16 protein-coding genes and 1 pseudogene are annotated in these 16,060 nt (G+C 41.2%); 12 read left to right on the top strand and 5 right to left on the bottom strand.

Features of this window, described 5'->3' with window-relative positions:
- Positions 1-182: 182 nt before the first annotated feature.
- Positions 183-265, top strand: a pseudogene (locus tag AC3RCI_RS15165) (PadR family transcriptional regulator); the annotation flags it as partial.
- Between the two features lie 519 nt (positions 266-784).
- On the opposite strand, the gene AC3RCI_RS15160 reads toward AC3RCI_RS15165, so the two are convergent.
- A complete protein-coding gene (locus AC3RCI_RS15160; protein WP_336781570.1) occupies positions 785-1,690 on the bottom strand; it encodes an MmyB family transcriptional regulator in 906 nt (301 codons plus the stop codon).
- A gap of 111 nt (positions 1,691-1,801) precedes the next feature.
- On the opposite strand from AC3RCI_RS15160, the gene AC3RCI_RS15155 reads away from it, so the two are divergent.
- The 4 genes from AC3RCI_RS15155 to AC3RCI_RS15140 all read left to right on the top strand — a co-directional run bounded on the left by AC3RCI_RS15155 (position 1,802) and on the right by AC3RCI_RS15140 (position 5,214).
- A complete protein-coding gene (locus tag AC3RCI_RS15155; protein WP_336781569.1) occupies positions 1,802-2,734 on the top strand; it encodes a zinc-binding dehydrogenase in 933 nt (310 codons plus the stop codon).
- Between the two features lie 174 nt (positions 2,735-2,908).
- On the top strand, positions 2,909-3,934 hold the full coding sequence (locus AC3RCI_RS15150) for a leucine-rich repeat domain-containing protein (protein ID WP_492525218.1): 1,026 nt from the start codon (positions 2,909-2,911) through the stop codon (positions 3,932-3,934).
- Positions 3,935-4,062: 128 nt separating this feature from the next.
- On the top strand, positions 4,063-4,647 hold the full coding sequence (locus AC3RCI_RS15145; RefSeq protein ID WP_492525216.1) for a hypothetical protein: 585 nt from the start codon (positions 4,063-4,065) through the stop codon (positions 4,645-4,647).
- Between the two features lie 51 nt (positions 4,648-4,698).
- Positions 4,699-5,214 (top strand): hypothetical protein, encoded by a 516-nt coding sequence (locus AC3RCI_RS15140; RefSeq protein WP_492474293.1) that lies wholly within the window; start codon positions 4,699-4,701, stop codon positions 5,212-5,214.
- A 721-nt stretch (positions 5,215-5,935) separates the two neighbouring features.
- Here the strand turns inward: AC3RCI_RS15140 and AC3RCI_RS15135 are convergent.
- Positions 5,936-6,424, bottom strand: coding sequence for an arsinothricin resistance N-acetyltransferase ArsN1 family A (locus AC3RCI_RS15135; RefSeq protein ID WP_492474292.1), 489 nt, complete (start codon positions 6,422-6,424; stop codon positions 5,936-5,938).
- 159 nt (positions 6,425-6,583) lie between these two features.
- On the opposite strand from AC3RCI_RS15135, the gene AC3RCI_RS15130 reads away from it, so the two are divergent.
- Together AC3RCI_RS15130 and AC3RCI_RS15125 are read left to right on the top strand one after the other, a co-directional pair.
- Entirely contained in the window at positions 6,584-7,012 is a 429-nt protein-coding gene (locus tag AC3RCI_RS15130; protein ID WP_029881702.1) for a MarR family winged helix-turn-helix transcriptional regulator, read from the top strand.
- A gap of 69 nt (positions 7,013-7,081) precedes the next feature.
- Positions 7,082-8,470: an NAD(P)-binding domain-containing protein gene (locus AC3RCI_RS15125; protein WP_492474291.1), complete on the top strand. Its 1,389-nt coding sequence runs from the start codon at positions 7,082-7,084 to the stop codon at positions 8,468-8,470.
- A gap of 907 nt (positions 8,471-9,377) precedes the next feature.
- On the opposite strand, the gene AC3RCI_RS15120 is transcribed toward AC3RCI_RS15125, so the two are convergent.
- Entirely contained in the window at positions 9,378-9,557 is a 180-nt protein-coding gene (locus AC3RCI_RS15120) for an H-type small acid-soluble spore protein (RefSeq protein WP_336781560.1), read from the bottom strand.
- An 11-nt stretch (positions 9,558-9,568) separates the two neighbouring features.
- Positions 9,569-9,739, bottom strand: coding sequence for a hypothetical protein (locus AC3RCI_RS15115; RefSeq protein WP_186812010.1), 171 nt, complete (start codon positions 9,737-9,739; stop codon positions 9,569-9,571).
- 411 nt (positions 9,740-10,150) lie between these two features.
- Between AC3RCI_RS15115 and AC3RCI_RS15110 the strand changes: the two genes are divergently transcribed.
- The 3 genes from AC3RCI_RS15110 (at position 10,151) to AC3RCI_RS15100 (ending at position 13,215) form a co-directional block, all read left to right on the top strand.
- Positions 10,151-10,840 (top strand): glycosyltransferase, encoded by a 690-nt coding sequence (locus AC3RCI_RS15110; RefSeq protein ID WP_492525214.1) that lies wholly within the window; start codon positions 10,151-10,153, stop codon positions 10,838-10,840.
- A gap of 92 nt (positions 10,841-10,932) precedes the next feature.
- Complete coding sequence (locus AC3RCI_RS15105) at positions 10,933-11,703, top strand: glycosyltransferase (RefSeq protein ID WP_492525212.1); 771 nt, start codon at positions 10,933-10,935, stop codon at positions 11,701-11,703.
- Between the two features lie 1,002 nt (positions 11,704-12,705).
- Positions 12,706-13,215 (top strand): DinB family protein, encoded by a 510-nt coding sequence (locus tag AC3RCI_RS15100; RefSeq protein ID WP_492474287.1) that lies wholly within the window; start codon positions 12,706-12,708, stop codon positions 13,213-13,215.
- A 463-nt stretch (positions 13,216-13,678) separates the two neighbouring features.
- Here AC3RCI_RS15100 and AC3RCI_RS15095 read toward each other — a convergent pair whose 3' ends face one another.
- Positions 13,679-14,554 carry an NmrA family NAD(P)-binding protein gene (locus tag AC3RCI_RS15095; RefSeq protein WP_492525211.1) on the bottom strand — a complete coding sequence of 292 codons (876 nt, stop codon included), beginning with the start codon at positions 14,552-14,554 and terminating at the stop codon, positions 13,679-13,681.
- 163 nt (positions 14,555-14,717) lie between these two features.
- Between AC3RCI_RS15095 and AC3RCI_RS15090 the strand changes: the two genes are divergently transcribed.
- Positions 14,718-15,335, top strand: coding sequence for a TetR/AcrR family transcriptional regulator (locus AC3RCI_RS15090; protein ID WP_336781549.1), 618 nt, complete (start codon positions 14,718-14,720; stop codon positions 15,333-15,335).
- A gap of 316 nt (positions 15,336-15,651) precedes the next feature.
- Positions 15,652-16,047, top strand: coding sequence for a VOC family protein (locus AC3RCI_RS15085; protein WP_492525210.1), 396 nt, complete (start codon positions 15,652-15,654; stop codon positions 16,045-16,047).
- Positions 16,048-16,060: the final 13 nt, after the last annotated feature.

Here is a 16,060-nt window from a genome sequence, read left to right as displayed (position 1 = left end):
AAACCGATCGGTTTATAAGTGCAAGTTCATATTAGTGTGGGTACTCAGTTATTCTCTCAACATATCAGATTGCTTTATCTGACAAATGTGAATTCCTTGTGGTTGACTATTCAGTATAGCTATAGTCGTACTGAATAGAGGGTGCGGATATGTAGCAAAAATTATTACCTTTGTCTGAAATCATGCATTACGTCAACCTCTCCATGGCTATGCCGTAATGCAGAAGATAGATGAAACAAGTAAAGATACTGTGATTTTTGCAGCCAGTTTATGGTGATTAGAGGGAATTGTAAACTAGGAATGAGAGAAACGCAGGAATAGATATATATCTCATCGTAATTTGCCCTTTAATTCATTAAGCTAACGGCAGGATAGTAGAAGATCATTCGCGGTGAACCGTATCACAATTAGTGGTAAAGTGAAGAGCGGAGGTTTTATTTAGTCTTCAAAAGCACAATATAATTTTTTTTGAAAAGTGTTGTAACAGAAAGGAACCATCATTCGAGGGCTCCTTTCTGTTCTATCTCACCAGCTACTGTTCGTAAACATTTATAACTCTAATCATCGATTTTCAAGTTTGCCAAGTTAGTTGATTGGGTGTGGGGTAGAAGATAACAAGCTGTCGGCATTTCTTGCACGGCTTGCTATTTGTGTCCTTCAATATATTAGGAATTGCATCTATTCTTTTCTTGAGCTAATGCGTACGTTCCTTCTCCCTCTTTCATACCTGGCCTTCCCAAGCTACAAACTGTTTCACATGTTCAAATCGCCATTTATATCATACTTAGCGCCAACTTTTAAATGAGCAATCAGTAGCACAACCCCAAGCAGCAAACACTTGCCGTGCGGATTCATCCGCCGGTACAAAGAATTCGATTCGCGGGTAAGCTTGATAGGTCACAGCAAGGTGTAATTGGTTATACTGAATAGGTTTACGTTCTGCTGAGCACGGCTGCCTTGCGAGGAAGTGTTTCGCCGTATTTAAATCCTGCTCAATCGTCCATGCCTCTCTATTCCAAAATTCGCGCAGCTCTGCGTATTTATCCATCATCCTATGAAAACGCGCATATTTAGGGTCAATAAATAGAGCTGGGTGGTGGCTCTTAAAGGCTTGAATGCCAACAATTCCATGGGATTCCCAGCGGGCCTGTGACTTCTCGTCAAAGGAAGAAGCCTTTCGGATAGGCATAGCCTCATTAAAGTGAAGATCAATCATATTAGGCGGATTGGATGCAAAATTGGACAGACCAAACAAATTACAGAAAGCCTCATTAAATCCGACGATATCCAGCACATCGGTCACGATCATCCCCGGATAAGGCAACTGATGCAGCATGGATCTGGCTTGGTCCAGAACCCGGTCCAATTGTCGGCCAGATAAGGGAAGGGGAATCGGTACATAACCTGCGGATAGAAGCAGATCATTCCGTTCTTCGCCTGTGCAATCCAAATAATTCGCGATGTCCATAAGGGTTTGACGATCAGGCAAGCGCTGTGAACGTCCTGTCAGCAAGTTTTTGTATGTGCCGCAAGCCTCATCATTCAATTCCTGTTGGGTATATCGCTTCATGTTCTGGATCCGGGAGGCAATCTTACCCGGGTTCTGTTGCCGCTGTATCCGAAGCCGTTCAATCATGTCTAGTACACGCTTTAATTCAGCAGCACTACTATCTTGACTTGATGTCGGCATGTTGTTCTCCCCTTTCAAAAAACAGGTGTAGTTCTGCACTTGGGAAATGAAATTCCTGCGGATATACTACAAAGTATACCAATTCACCATGTGTTGAAAAAAGGGGGAATTATGATGATACGTGCGATTTTTGTCAACCCGCACAACAAGAATCCATTCACTATTCAGGAAGTAGAAACACCGCAAGCACAACCTTGGGAGACCATCGTGGAAGTTAAAGCCTTCTCGCTTAATCGCGGCGAAGTCGTCGATGCCATCCAGCGCCAGGAAACGAGCAGGCCCGGCTGGGATTTCTCCGGTGTTGTACGCCAGGAGGCCTTAAACGGGGTCGGCCCGAAGAAAGGAAGCCGTGTAGTCGGTTTATTGCTAACGGGAGCCTGGGCGGAGCAAATCGCGGTACCTGCCCTGACTCTTGCTGAAATTCCAGATGAGATCACCTTCGAACAAGCTGCTGCCTTACCAGTTGCAGGCCTCTCTGCTCTGTACGCCTTGCGTAAAGGAGGACTCTTGCTAGGCAAGCGAGTGTTAATTACAGGTTCAACCGGAGGGGTCGGTGCATTCGCTCATCAATTGAGTGCCTTATCTGGAGCTTATACAATCGGCGTTGCACGTTCCGAGTCCAAGGCCAAGCAAGCTATGGCTTTTGGCGCAAATGAAGTCCTTGTTGGGGAAGACGTGACGAAAGCCATCGCAACGAATGGCCCGTATGATTTTATCATCGATTCCGTTGGCGGAGATACACTCGCGGCTCTTTTCCCACAGTTGATCCCACAAGGCGTCTGCGTATCCCTGGGTCATTCTTCTTCAGATACCTCTACTTTGCACATGGTCGGTTTAGGCGGAAGGACGTTGTATAGCTTTTTTCTCGGTGAAGAAATGAACCACCATGCGCCTTCGCAAGATCTTGCCATGCTCACTCGGTTGGTTGGAGCAGGGAAATTGCAGACGGGTATCGCGGTCCAAGAATCCTGGGAGCAGATTGATTCCGTGGCACGTCAATTAATCCATCGCCGTTTTACAGGCAAAGCTGTGCTTACGATCTAAATATGAACCTTGTAGGATGTTAAAGAACTAATAAAATCATGAACTTGCTCACCATATTGATTCCCTGTAAAATGCAGTAAAATTAAAACTATCCCAGATAGAGATTCTGATAGCTTGATTAACAATCATTTTTAGATAGACTATGGGTAGCAAAAAAGGATTGGGGGAATCAATATGGGAGATGTATGGACAAGTTCTATGCATGGTGCACCTTGGACTAAAGGGAAAATGAATAAAGCGATTAAGCAACTGGGACATCGGGCGCTTATTTCATTTGCAATTGATATAGATAAGCTCGAAGATTTAGAAGAGTTAGATAAGCATGTATTTGCTAAACGTCCGGATTTAGTATTATCTGTTCGTCAAATTGATATGAAAGGATGTTACACAGAAGAATTATTACAGATTATAGCTGATTTAAAGCATATAACAGCTTTACAATTAAATCTTCTTCACCATATTGATCTGAGTATGCTTGGTAAACTAGAGCGATTGCAGTTTTTATCAATTACAAGTACCATGCCGGTAAACATTAACTTTATTTCAAACTTTAGAAATCTTCAATATCTCTCGTTAAATGGAAAATTTGCAGACTTAACGCCGATAGGCGATGCAACTGAACTTGATACACTCATTTTGAGTACTACTATTCATGAAGTTGATTTTGTTCTTCGATTAACCCAATTGGAGTGTCTATTTATACATGATTGTACCTTGAAAGGTTCCCTTGCAGTACTTGCGAATTCTACTATTAAAATGCTTAGCTTAGCTAATATACGTAACTTAACGAATTTGGATGATATAGCTTCAATGCATAATCTTACTTATTTACGATTATCTTTGTCTAAGGTGGAAGCTTTATGTGATTTCTCTAAAATGCATAACCTTAGACAGCTGGAACTGGATAATATGAAAGCGTTAAAACATATAGATCATTTGTGGTCAGCACAACTTCTTGAAATGTTAGAACTAAGGCAAATTTCCACAAGTATTAAAGCCAAGGATTTAGAGGCTTTAGTTGAAATGAAGTACTTACAACAATTGGATTTTCGGTTTATTGATTTTAATAAAGGAAGGATTGCAGCATTACGCAACTGGTTTAATCAAGCAGGAAAGGAGCATATCCTCTATGAGAATATTGCTGAAAACAAGCGAATGAAGTCCATGTGGCTATTACATTTAAAAAATCATATAGGCTAAAATAAACTTCGAAAATCTACAAGTGGTGCACAAGACTAGGCATGTCTTCAACTTTCCGAAGATGATGTACTAGTAGAAAAGGATCTCTTCTACATTACAAAAATGGATCAAAGGGGGCGTGAGACATTATGTTAAATCGATTCAGCTGGAAAGAAAATGATATTTATTTTGTACCTGTGACAGAATCAGTTTCAACAGTTGTTCAATTACTCCAAAAGCCTTATATTGTCATGTTTAATATTTTTTTGGAGAATTCAATCTCAGTATGGGATAAGGTTGAATTACAGGATATTCAAGAAATTCGGGTTATTCGTGTATTGAAGTCAGCTGTTAAGTTGGTAGCAAAGCAAAAATTGAAGGATACAGCAATGATCCCTAAAACAGATGTGGAACTACCCAAACATTATATTAGCCAGGATTTTGGGAATCGTCGATTCAATCTGGTGTCCATAGATCCCAAAATTGGCGATACGGGGATGGGCAATCCCATCGTGGAAACGGATATCTATCCCTTGAATTCACTTGAACGTTTAGAGCGTTATGAACTAACCGCATTACATACAGCTAAAGATCTGATGCATAGGCTTTACTGGTCATACTCTGTTAATTTCGGGTTGGATAAGTATAAGGAGTATTACATGAATTGCATTGCTCCGGTTCCTGTACACGAATGGAACCAGGAGTACTTAAATGCTGGAGGATACTCTTTCTAAAGGTAATCATAAATAAGAAAAGACGAGTCACTTAAGAAGGGGAAATTCACAATGAAAGATAAGTCGCTTGAGAAAAAGCATGGGGAACTCGTAAAAATGAAACTAAGAGAATTATTACTGCCTCATGGCTTTTTTAGAACGAAGCCTAGCTTTTATACAAGACTATACGAGGATAGAATTGAGTTTATACATCTGCATAAATTGACATCTGGTCCTTTCTATAGAGTACATACGGGGATACGATTTCTATTAGATGATCTGGACTACGTAGCTTTAAATGGAATTCAAGCAAATGGATATAAAAATGAATATTCAATACATTATAACTTTAGATATCATAAAGATGAGGATTCTATCCTTAGATGTGCAAATCAAATATTGTTATTTGTAGAGAATGAGGCCATTCCTTGGTTTGATATATGGCGAAACGAAGATGTTTTGCATACTAGACAAGATAGTCCACTAAGGGAAGAATTGATGTATAAATACAACATGTTAAAAAAAGAAAATAAAGAAAATGATGAAATCATCTCCAAAAGTAAAGAACTATTAGGTATTAAGGAATAAGTAATAAATGGCCGCTGCTTTCGTTTTTGAGAAGATTATTTACAATAAACAAAAACGAAAAATACGACATTTTAGCAACATTCATGGAGAGCGATTTACGGAACTGGTACGTACTCATTTCGTTTAGTCAAGGATTGATTGGTAAAAGTTTATACGCAAATTATTGAGCGGAAACAGGTCGTCGGAAAGCTCGTATAAACGCATCGGCCAAAAGAAGTCGTCGTTCGCCATGGCTTGAGAATCATACCGTCTGAACTCTGTTTCCAGGGCTTCGGCCGCTTGTTGCGGATCGCTGCCAGATTCAATTCGCCGCTGGACCACAGGTATTCAGATTGCTCTATTTCAAAGGGATTCAGACTTTCAAAACGGGTTTTAAGTTCTCGAATAACAGGCTCCATAGCTGGACCTCACTGAAAATTATCGACCGGTCGGCAAAATAAAAAAAATCAAAAATAGGATATTATAATCATACCATTAATTGATCATGTCGAGGGATAAGAACATCAGAAGTCGCTATTTTAGCGGCTTTTTTACTTTATCGGTACAAGTTCTTGTCCCAAGTCAAGGATAAGAACTTGTACTATAGCTGGAATGAACAAAAATATAGTCCGAATGCCGATTAGGCGTGTATCTAATCGTCATCTTGCCCTTCAATTCATTAAACTAACGTGCAAGTTAGTTTAATGTATCGTATTCGAGTAATTCGTGAACCATCGGCTACTTATAATAATTTTTCCATAGCCATCACATCTACAAATTTTCCTTCCAGAAAGCCTTGATTCTGAAATACACCTACTTCCCGGTATCCAGCTTTATGATATAGGCTCTGACCAAGCGTATTAAATGGAAAGGTGAAAAGAACAAACTTATAAAAGTTATTCTGTTTACCGATTTCCTCTAATTTCTGAAGTAACTGTTTTCCGACTCCTTTACCGCGATGATCACGACGAATATAAATGGAGAGGTCACCGACACCATCATACGCGCTTCTAGCATTATATGGATTGATAGAAGCCCATCCGACCACTTGATCATTCTCTTCGGCTATAAGTACCGAGTAACGCCCATGGTGCTTGTTAAACCATTCAGACATGTAAGCTTCATCTTTGATTGCTGTTTCTAGCGTGGCAATGCGGTCTTCAATACCTTGGTTATAAATAGTCAGAATGCTTCCCAGATCCACTTCGGTAGCTTGCCGCAGAATTACCATGTTGATCACTCCTTCGTTTTACTTTTGTATATTTTTATATATCACAATGTAACTTGAAATGGAAAGAAGACTAATAATAAAAAAAAAATTTGCAATCTGCAAATAATGAAGGTATAACTATAACAAGAGGTGAGGTAATTGGAAAGCAACGTAAGAGAGATGTTTCAGATCATGACACGGCGTTTTGGATTATTGGATAAAAACTGTTGCACTGCAGGAGGGCTAGATATTTCACTTGTTCAGAGTCATATCATTTATGAAATTGATCGTAAACATAATCCATCCATTCAGCAAGTGGCAGATGCACTTTCCATTGACATCACGACGTTTAGCCGCCAGGTTCAAAGTCTCGTAAAGTTGGGTTTGGTTCAAAAAACACCCTTACCTGAAGATCGACGGATTTACATATTATCCTTGACTACACAAGGTAAGTTTGTTGCTACGGTCATTGATGAGCAGATGAATGATTATTTAAAAGAAGTCTTTTCGCATATGTCTGAATTTGAACGGGATATGGTCATCAACGCCGTCAAACTGCTAAACGAAAGTATGGCAAAATCCAGCGTATGCTGTACACCACTGGGATAATAAATAATTATCCCCTTTATTTAATATATTATTTGCAAAATGCAAATAATTAAGAGGAGGAAACTAAAAATGATTAAAAATATTCCTGTGAACCATGTGAACTGCTGCGAAGCACCAGTACAAGAGAAGGGCAACTTACCTGTTGCGATCATTGGAGCTGGACCGATTGGTCTTGCGGCAGCAGCACAACTCATTTCAAAAGGTGAGCCATTTATGTTGTTTGAAGCTGGAGATGAGGTTGGGGCAAACATTCGAAAATGGGAACATGTACGACTGTTCTCGCCATGGGAGTATAACATCGATAAAGCTGCTAAAGAGTTACTGCTATCGGTGAATTGGGTTGCTCCACAAAACGAAAAGATCCCAACGGGTAAGGACATTGTTGAGCATTATCTAAAACCTTTGGCTGCGCTGCCTGAATTAAGTCCAAATGTGCATTTGAATACGAAAGTTACTGCGATCAGCCGCAAAGGGTTAAGCAAAGTGAAAACAAGTGGACGTGAGAAACTGCCGTTTGTGATCCATGCTGAACAAAACGGATCTTCGTTTATTTATGAAGCGCGGGCTGTTATCGATGCCTCTGGGACATGGTCCAATCCTAACCCGCTTCGATCAGACGGTATATTTACAGAAGAGGAAAAAGCGCTTCATAGCCACATTTCATACGGTATTCCTGCAGTATTAGGAAAAGAGGGAAATCGATATAGCGGCAAGAAGGTGCTTGTTGTAGGAAGCGGACATTCTGCGATTAACACGTTGCTTGAACTTGCCGAGCTTCAAAATGAGGAGTCGGGGACTGAGATTATTTGGGCTATTCGCAAATCAAATATCGAGGATGTTTATGGCGGGCGAGAATTAGATGGGCTACAGGCAAGAGGTGAACTGGGTACTCGGATTCAAAAATTGGTTGAATCCGGTGCTGTAAAGGTCCTGACAGCATTTCATATTGAAAAGCTTCAAAAACAAGGTGAACAGATCCAGGTTTCCGGAACCATTAAAGATGAACAAGTGGTTATTGATCAGATCGATGAAATTGTAGGTAACACAGGTTCTCGCCCTGATTTATCGATGGTGCGAGAAGTGCGGGTATTAACGGACCCAAGCTTAGAATGTGTTTATGAGCTTGCGCCATTAATTGATCCCAATGTGCACAGCTGCGGTACAGTTCGACCACATGGCGAAAAAGAACTGCGCCAACCTGAAAAGGATTTTTATATCGCAGGTGCCAAGAGTTATGGAAGAGCGCCAACTTTTTTAATGGCAACGGGATATGAGCAAGTCAGATCCATTGTAGCAGCACTAGTGGGAGATATGGAGTCAGCACAAAAAGTAGAACTGGAACTGCCGGAGACGGGGGTTTGCAGTCAAGGCGCTAGTAGCACGGACAGCTGCTGTGAACCGGTTCAAGTGAAAGAAGCCACTACAAATTGCTGCTCTCCTTCAAAAACGAAAAGGTAGGATCAAATTCCTGCTGCGGATAATCAAGAATGTAGAGCTACTGGATCCGAATCGTGATGCAGTAGCTTTTTTGGTGTACAAAATCCCTTATATTCGTTATTGCTTATATAAGGGACTCAGTAAAATATATCAAATCAAAATTGCAGTGACCATGGATTTAGTAAAGAACGATAAAAATACAAATTGAGTTAAATTAACTATTGTCTAACTAATCGCTCATTTAGGATTTTATCAAGGGGGATATCGATACTTTTACTAAAGTTCAAAGCTTTACTTAGCATAGGTTTTTCAGAATTCGCCCAGAGAAACAGTTATCCTGAAGAAGTCGCCATTTTGGCGACTTTTTTGTTTTGGAACCAAATTCTTGTCCCTAGCCGAGGACAAGAATTTGGTTCCGATTAATGATTATACAATTGTGTAATGAAAATCGACTGTATAGTGGATTACCATTGATACATTTGTGTGCAGAAACGAAAACATTTACATGATCGGATAATGATTAGCCGTTTCATCGTTTTGTTGGGCAATAGCTATCGCTTGAGCTATACGTCCGGTTATAACGTCCAACTTCGTCAGATCGTTTAAGAGATGAAACAGTAATGGATTGAGAAAGCGAATTAGGCTACACAGGGGATGGGGAAAAGCGCTTGTTGCAGAAGGGAAATTCGCGCCGAGCACGGCTGTATGCTGTTCAATCAGTTTAAGCTGGCAAAGAAAGAGTATGTTCTTCTTAAAATAGACTATGAATAGCACAATTTAAAAATCGATGCCTTCACATTCATTTTAATGATGAAATAAATTTATCAGATGTTTTGTAAACCGGAGCTTAAACGCTCCGGTTTTATTGTACACCAATAAGTTTTAAGGGTGTGTTGAAAAGGTGATAGCGTTCCTAATCCGTAGCATTCTAAGGATTCTCAGTCAGACTGGACAAAGGAACGGTCATTTCCTGCTCCGAGTTTCCGATCGGATAGATTCGAGCCGTTTCATCCTCATTCACATGCTGGATTACGATAGGGGCATCCTGGTAAGTTACATTTTTCATAATGGCCGATTCCGAAATTTCGATCGCTCTTTGTCTGTTCATGAGAGTTCTCCTTATTCTGAAAGCTTGTTCGATTGATCAAGATGACGGTGCGTCGCTTTTTTAATTTCTTGGTCGAGTTTCGATTGTCCTTGAATTTCTGCAGCCGCCTCCATCTGATGATTCAGCTGCTGTTCGATCTGTCCGATTCCATGCGCCTCTTGTTGCTGTTTGCTCTTAGCCAAAACGATCCCTCCATGGTTGTAATAAGATCTTTATAATCTCTGTATCACTACATTGCACCAAACAGTAGGAGCTTATGCAAAAGTTTTTCATGTACTGTGATTTAATTACCATGTTGTTACATCGGATAGGAGAATCTTCCTAACATGTACAGAAAGAGAGAGCCGATTGGAAAGTAGGTGCATATGGTGACCCATTTCGATTTTAGTGCTGTAAAATTGGAAGCTTTCATGCAATTTTCTACACTCGGTCTAAACTTGTGGGGTATTCACCCCATACCTTCATCAAGATCAGTTCAAGTGTCCGTTTCGTCTTGTTTAGTTTTTCATAACTTATAGAGTGATAGGATTGGATGAAGACAGTAAGTTCGTTTAGACAGGAAGGGTTACAAGATTTTAAGAGGAGGCGGAAATATGACAAGAAAAGTCGTGATTGAGATTAACTTCAACAACTACGGTTTTGACCCGCAGCGTCTGACGAGGGAATGGTTGGAGCGGAGAATGGACATTTTTCGCAGATATACGTTGAACTGTCTCAAGGCACAGACGAATCAGGATTTCCTGACCGTAGTAAAGCTCTCGAAGGAATCAGGAGAGTTGATGCAGGAAATTTTGGCAGAGCAGGAACCATTGCCGGCCAATATCCGTTTCGGTACGCATATCGAGAGTGTTCGCACCATACTCTCCTTTGCTGAAGGACATGAAGATATCTATATTGCCAGACTGGATTCGGATGACCTGTACCACAGAACGTTTGTCCAGCAGCTTTATAGCGTGCAGCCAAAGCCAGAGACGATAGCACTAATTAATCAGAACGGATATCTGTGGGACAGCGTCAATAATGAGATGGCACCGACGTTCCATCGTTCACCACAGTTCTATGTGTATCTGTATAAAACGGAGCAATATGCCTCAGGATACCGCATCAAGTTACCGGGCAGAGGCACTCATGGGAATGTCATCGATCTGCCACATGAGTTGCTGGCTCCACGCAATTATATCAATGTCGTTCATTCCAGCAATACCTCGGTAAAAAAGGTTCCACTTAAAGATCGGTTGAATGGAGGCGAGATAGAACAGGTATTACGGGAATTCATGGTCTGACCAAAGGTGTACTTGATTTGAATTCTAAGAGAGCGGAAATATCCGCTCTCCACATCCTAGATCACCCTGAACATCAAAGGAGGGCTAAGCGCGTGTCTAAGGAAAAAAAACTCATTGTTGAAATGCTCTTTAATAACTGGGGAGCGACAGCGGATCGACTGACTATGCGATGGATAGAATACAGAATAGATTTATTCATGAAATATGCACTCAAAAGCCTACTCCTGCAATCTTCTCAGGATTTTACCTGCTATGTGCTGTATGACCCGAAGTCAGAGAAGCTTATAAATGAGATACTTAAAAAGTATCCTTCCCTGCCGTCCAATATCTGCTTTGTAACACCTAAAGATTACCAGTCTCATATTATCCGAGATATTGAAAAGTTCAAGTATTTGTACCGCGTGTATCTGTCCAGTGACGATATGTATCACCAAGATTTCATCAAAAAGCTGCACGCCTATAAACCTCACAAAGATACGGTTGCCTTAATACCGCAATACGGTTACATCTACGACTCGGTACAAAAGCGGTTGGGAAAATTTTTTTTCTGGCTTCCCAGCTACGGTGTAACTATTATCAAAGTGGATGAGTATTTGAGAGGACAAGCGGCCCGTTATACCTGGCGCGATGCATTTAAGGTTCCCAGGGAATTCATTCATATCAACGAACCAATATGGATTAATCATATTCATGGACAGAACACAGGTACAACCTTTGCCAATGCACTGGCCTGGAAAATAGCAAATGTTCATGATGCTTCTACGTTGGAGCCTTGGAATAACAATAAACAACCTAAAGCTGCTTTCGGTCCTGAGATCACAGAGCCAAATGAGATCGAACAGATCCTGAACCGCTTTTTCTAACTGTGATTGTGGGTAATAGACTTTTGACTGAGCATAAGAAAGAAATCACGCATTATATCCGCCCTGGAAAACTTTAGGAACGTCACAAAGAAGGAATGGACAAGGGACTTTGTAGTCTGTACCGCCGAAGCTTCCAATAATACTAGGTGCGGAAAAGAATATAGAATAATTAACAAGGTTATTGACTACTCTCGTAATATAATTTATCTCTCCAAAATGTATATAGAAAGGTGACAAGCGTCAAATTTACAAAACACATTATCACACATATTGCTGCCTGGCTAGTAACCACGGGCCTTATCATTTACCAAATTGTAAGTTCAACGTTACACGAGGTTGAGAGTCTCACTGCCAAAGAGGAGTACGGAGTATTGAGATACACCTCCGAAGGCGACACAAGTCCACCGTTCATGGTTATTATCGTTGGCTTTTTGCTCGCTGTACATTCTAAGGGGTGCTAAAATTGCTTGTTATTTAGTGTATTGGTAGAGGACATTTAATGGAATGACATATAATATAGAAAAATAAGTTGGATTTTGGGCACTCTAAAGTCACTCACTGCTTTGTGTTGAATAGCGAGTTTTCATTCGGAGCTTTCGATGTGACGTGTTTAACGTTTGCCAGTTCACCGAATGTTTACGTCTTCTACGATACGACGAGCAAGCCGCTGACGACGATCGAAATGGGACATGGGACAAGAAGATACTCTCATTGAAGTCGCTATTTAAGCGGCTTTTTTTTATTTTATCGGTACAAGTTCTTGTCCCAAGCCAAGGACAAGAACCTGTACCGATTACCGTGTTGAACAAGAACATGTTCCTATTGCCGAATAGGCGTAGATCTAATCGTTATTTTGCCCGTTAATCCTTAAACTAACGGGCAGGTTAGTTTAACTACTTACTCAGAAGAGACATTTAAAAGGAGGCCAAATTAAAGGGACGATATCATATAATTAAGACGGGTACTATGATTTTTTATATCTACATAGAGAGGGGACCACGTATGAATCAAAGACCATCTGAAGAAGAATACTCCGGGGACTTCGGCGAGTATATCCGGTTGGTGCCGGAAGGTAACATTATCGATATTCTGCTAATTCAGGAAAAGCAAATGACAGAGTTGCTGGCATCGTTGACCGAAAGCCAGGGCGCGTATCGGTATGCGGAAGGAAAATGGACGTTGAAAGAAGTCGTGGGCCACATCACGGACGTAGAACGCATCATGACCTACCGCCTGCTCAGATTCTCAAGAGGGGACCAGACAACTCTGCCCAGCTTTGACCAGGAGTTATTCATGCCTCCTTTCGGAAGCTGGACAATTGCGCAATTGACCGAAGACTACCGGGCTGTACGTCAATCGTCGATCACGCTGCTGCGCGGGCTGCCGGCGGAGGCGTGGTCCCGCAGGGGCAAAGCCAGCAACTTAAGCATTACGGCGCGTGCCCTTGCGTATGTCTGCGCGGGACACGAACTTCATCACATGGGGATCATTCGAAATCGGTACTTGAGTTAGACGCCAGGAAGATCGGGACGGAAGCTGCACGTACAACCCGGCTTCCGTCCTTACTTTATCGCATGATCTTCCCACCCCGTTTGTTCAGGAAACTCGCAGGTGGTGAAGCTAACGAGAAACGTTAGCGTATAATGACAACAAGAAAGCAGCCGAACATTGTGATCGGCTGCTTTTGTTCAACTAACGGGCAGGTCAGTTTCAATTCGTTCCCCCTAAAAAACTAAACGCTTAAACAACCGTTCCCCGGTTGAATACCGGGAAACGGTCTCAGCTAAAGTTTTATCTTTGTAATGTCACAGGACAACCTGCCCGGCTGAACAGAGAACTCTTAATAGAACGCTTTAAAAAAAATATATCATGCAAACATTGCGAAATACAGGGCTACATCGTTATGAGAGATGTAACTGGGCTATTCCCACTAGGCTGGCCCAGATCAACTATCTCATATTCCGTTTGCAAATCGTCAATTTAAGTTCTGACGCGCCCATTCCGCCATGGTAATTCCAGGACGTCCTAGCACTGACAAGACGTCGTCACGGACAACAATCTGAGCAGTCATTTGACCAGCAACAGCTAATTTCATTGTAATCACGGCACTCTCCATGTAGGCACGTTCGCCAACATCAAATACTTGAGAAACCTCCGCTTCCAGCACAGATGGATCGAGTGTATAACAATTGATTTTTTTTCCTGAAGTCTCAGTTAGAATGTTAGCAACTTCTGGACCGGTTAATACTTCCGTGCTCAGATAGTAATTAACACTGGCATGTTTCTCCGGACCCTCTCGCAACACCGTAGCAGCCACAGCGGCAATATCTTCTGCGAATACCCAGCCTTGTTGCGCTTCCTTCCATAAGACTGAAAATGAACCCGTTTCCTGTAAAGCAGGAAGTGTGAAGATACTATCAGTGATGACATTCGGATGCAGATGTGTCCAAGCAATTCCACTGGCTTCGATATAGGTTTCTATAAGGTCGTGCCAGTTAAAGTGAGGAATAAGATCACGACGGGAGGTGAAGACTCCCAGATGAACGATGTGACTGACGCCTGCATCGACCGCTGCGTCGACTAGATGTTTACTTTGTATTAACATATCCGATGTGTAACCAGTCAATAAAAATACCCGATCGACATTCGCTAGAGCTGCAGCGAAGGTTGTTGGCTCATTAAGGTCAAGGACTACGGCTTCACGACCCTCAGTTTGCCACATTTCAACAGTTTCTTGGCGACTTGTCGCCAGACGCAAGATGACGCCTTTATCGTTTTTATCAAATTCTTTAACAACTTTTGAACCGACTTTGCCAGATGCTCCGATAAGCAATACTCTTGGTGTTGTCATATCATATTCCTCCAAATTGTTTATATATAGAACTGATCAGTTCCGTAAAAGGATCATAGCAAAGTTATTTACAGAACGCAATAGTATCGTATTATGGAAAGAAAATGGTATACTTAATTTTTAAAATACAAAGCTTTACCTATAGGAAAGGTGGCAAAGGTTTATGTCACATGAAAATGAAAAAAAATACCCTACAGAAGAAAAAAGAGGGCGTCCTCTCGATTTGTCACGTAATAAGGTCATTCTTGAGACAACGTTAGAATTGTTAGCAGAAAAAGGCTATGACTTATTAACCATAGATGCAGTTGCTATCAAAGCAAAAGTCGGTAAAGGGACAATATACAGACGTTGGTCTTCTAAAATGGAACTTGTCATTGACGCTGCCATGTTGACGAATCCCCTTGAGGTGTCCATAAATAAATTAAATACAAATCAGGACTTGCGTGGACAATTGATTGATCTGCTTTCTCTGCTATTCATGCAGGATAATAAAAAATACCAAAAAGCGATGAATGCGATCTGTAACGCTCTAAATGAACAATTAGATCAAGGAATGCGTGATGCTTTTTACTGGAGTTACAGAAATATGATCACATCCATTCTCCAACCTTATGTAAAAGAATATCAACTTACTGACGACGATATAGAGCTAATCTCCGATATTGGACCTGCGTTAGTCATGTATAATAATCTTTACTCCAGGAATCAGTCTAATAATGCTCAGTATATAGAAAGAATTGTCGATAAATTGATGATGCCCATCGTTTTAAATAAAAAGTAGTTAACAACAAACAGCGTGTATAATGCGGAAAGACAAGAAGAACATAGTCAGATTACCGATTAGTCATATATCTAATTGGTTTTCGCACACATTCATTAAGCTAAAGGGAAACGATTGCGTTATAAAATAAACAAAGCAGCTGGTCAATGTGATCAGCTGCTTTTGTTCAACTAACGGGCAGGTTAGTTGAATAAGAACGTCGAAACACTTATTACATACAGAAAGTTCCAACCAAGCGAAATTGAGTTTCTGGATGTAGAGTAGAAGGAACGAACTGATTCGAGAGTTTACTAATAAATGATAGGAGCGGATGTAGGTGGGGATAACTGGCTGGGTGAATAAAATTACCGAAATCACATTATTTGTGGAAGATCTGCAGCGGTCGAAGTCGTTTTACCAAGAGTCGTTTCAACTATTAATCCAATACGAAGACGAAAACTGTGCTGTATTTGATTACGGAAATACATGCATAAACCTCTTAAGTCAATCAAATGCACGAGAATTGATTAATCCGGCTCAGTTTGGTCGTGTCGAGGATGGTGCAAGGTTCCTGTTTACAATCCAAGTGCCCGACGTTGACCGGGTATGCAACGAGTTGGAAATACGGGGCGTTACATTGTTAAATGGGCCATTAACGCGTCCTTGGGGGCGGCGAACGGCTTGTTTTGCCGATCCTGACGGGCATATTTGGGAGATAGCGGAGGTGCTTTAACGACTATGATTTG

The sequence above is a fragment of the Paenibacillus sp. MT124 genome (genome assembly GCF_058792755.1).
Note: the sequence above shows the minus strand (reverse complement) of the source record. Positions and strands in the feature narration are given on the sequence as shown.

What these genes read in the sequence shown, in the direction of transcription:
- AC3RCI_RS15140 (WP_492474293.1), top strand. Translation starts at nt 4,699, where the DNA reads ATGAAAGATAAGTCGCTTGAGAAAAAGCATGGGGAACTCGTAAAAATG.
- AC3RCI_RS15110 (WP_492525214.1), top strand. Translation starts at nt 10,151, where the DNA reads ATGACAAGAAAAGTCGTGATTGAGATTAACTTCAACAACTACGGTTTT.
- AC3RCI_RS15120 (WP_336781560.1), bottom strand. Translation starts at nt 9,557, where the DNA reads ATGAACAGACAAAGAGCGATCGAAATTTCGGAATCGGCCATTATGAAA.
- AC3RCI_RS15090 (WP_336781549.1), top strand. Translation starts at nt 14,718, where the DNA reads ATGTCACATGAAAATGAAAAAAAATACCCTACAGAAGAAAAAAGAGGG.
- AC3RCI_RS15125 (WP_492474291.1), top strand. Translation starts at nt 7,082, where the DNA reads ATGATTAAAAATATTCCTGTGAACCATGTGAACTGCTGCGAAGCACCA.
- AC3RCI_RS15100 (WP_492474287.1), top strand. Translation starts at nt 12,706, where the DNA reads ATGAATCAAAGACCATCTGAAGAAGAATACTCCGGGGACTTCGGCGAG.
- AC3RCI_RS15155 (WP_336781569.1), top strand. Translation starts at nt 1,802, where the DNA reads ATGATGATACGTGCGATTTTTGTCAACCCGCACAACAAGAATCCATTC.
- AC3RCI_RS15150 (WP_492525218.1), top strand. Translation starts at nt 2,909, where the DNA reads ATGGGAGATGTATGGACAAGTTCTATGCATGGTGCACCTTGGACTAAA.
- AC3RCI_RS15145 (WP_492525216.1), top strand. Translation starts at nt 4,063, where the DNA reads ATGTTAAATCGATTCAGCTGGAAAGAAAATGATATTTATTTTGTACCT.
- AC3RCI_RS15135 (WP_492474292.1), bottom strand. Translation starts at nt 6,424, where the DNA reads ATGGTAATTCTGCGGCAAGCTACCGAAGTGGATCTGGGAAGCATTCTG.
- AC3RCI_RS15095 (WP_492525211.1), bottom strand. Translation starts at nt 14,554, where the DNA reads ATGACAACACCAAGAGTATTGCTTATCGGAGCATCTGGCAAAGTCGGT.
- AC3RCI_RS15160 (WP_336781570.1), bottom strand. Translation starts at nt 1,690, where the DNA reads ATGCCGACATCAAGTCAAGATAGTAGTGCTGCTGAATTAAAGCGTGTA.
- AC3RCI_RS15130 (WP_029881702.1), top strand. Translation starts at nt 6,584, where the DNA reads ATGTTTCAGATCATGACACGGCGTTTTGGATTATTGGATAAAAACTGT.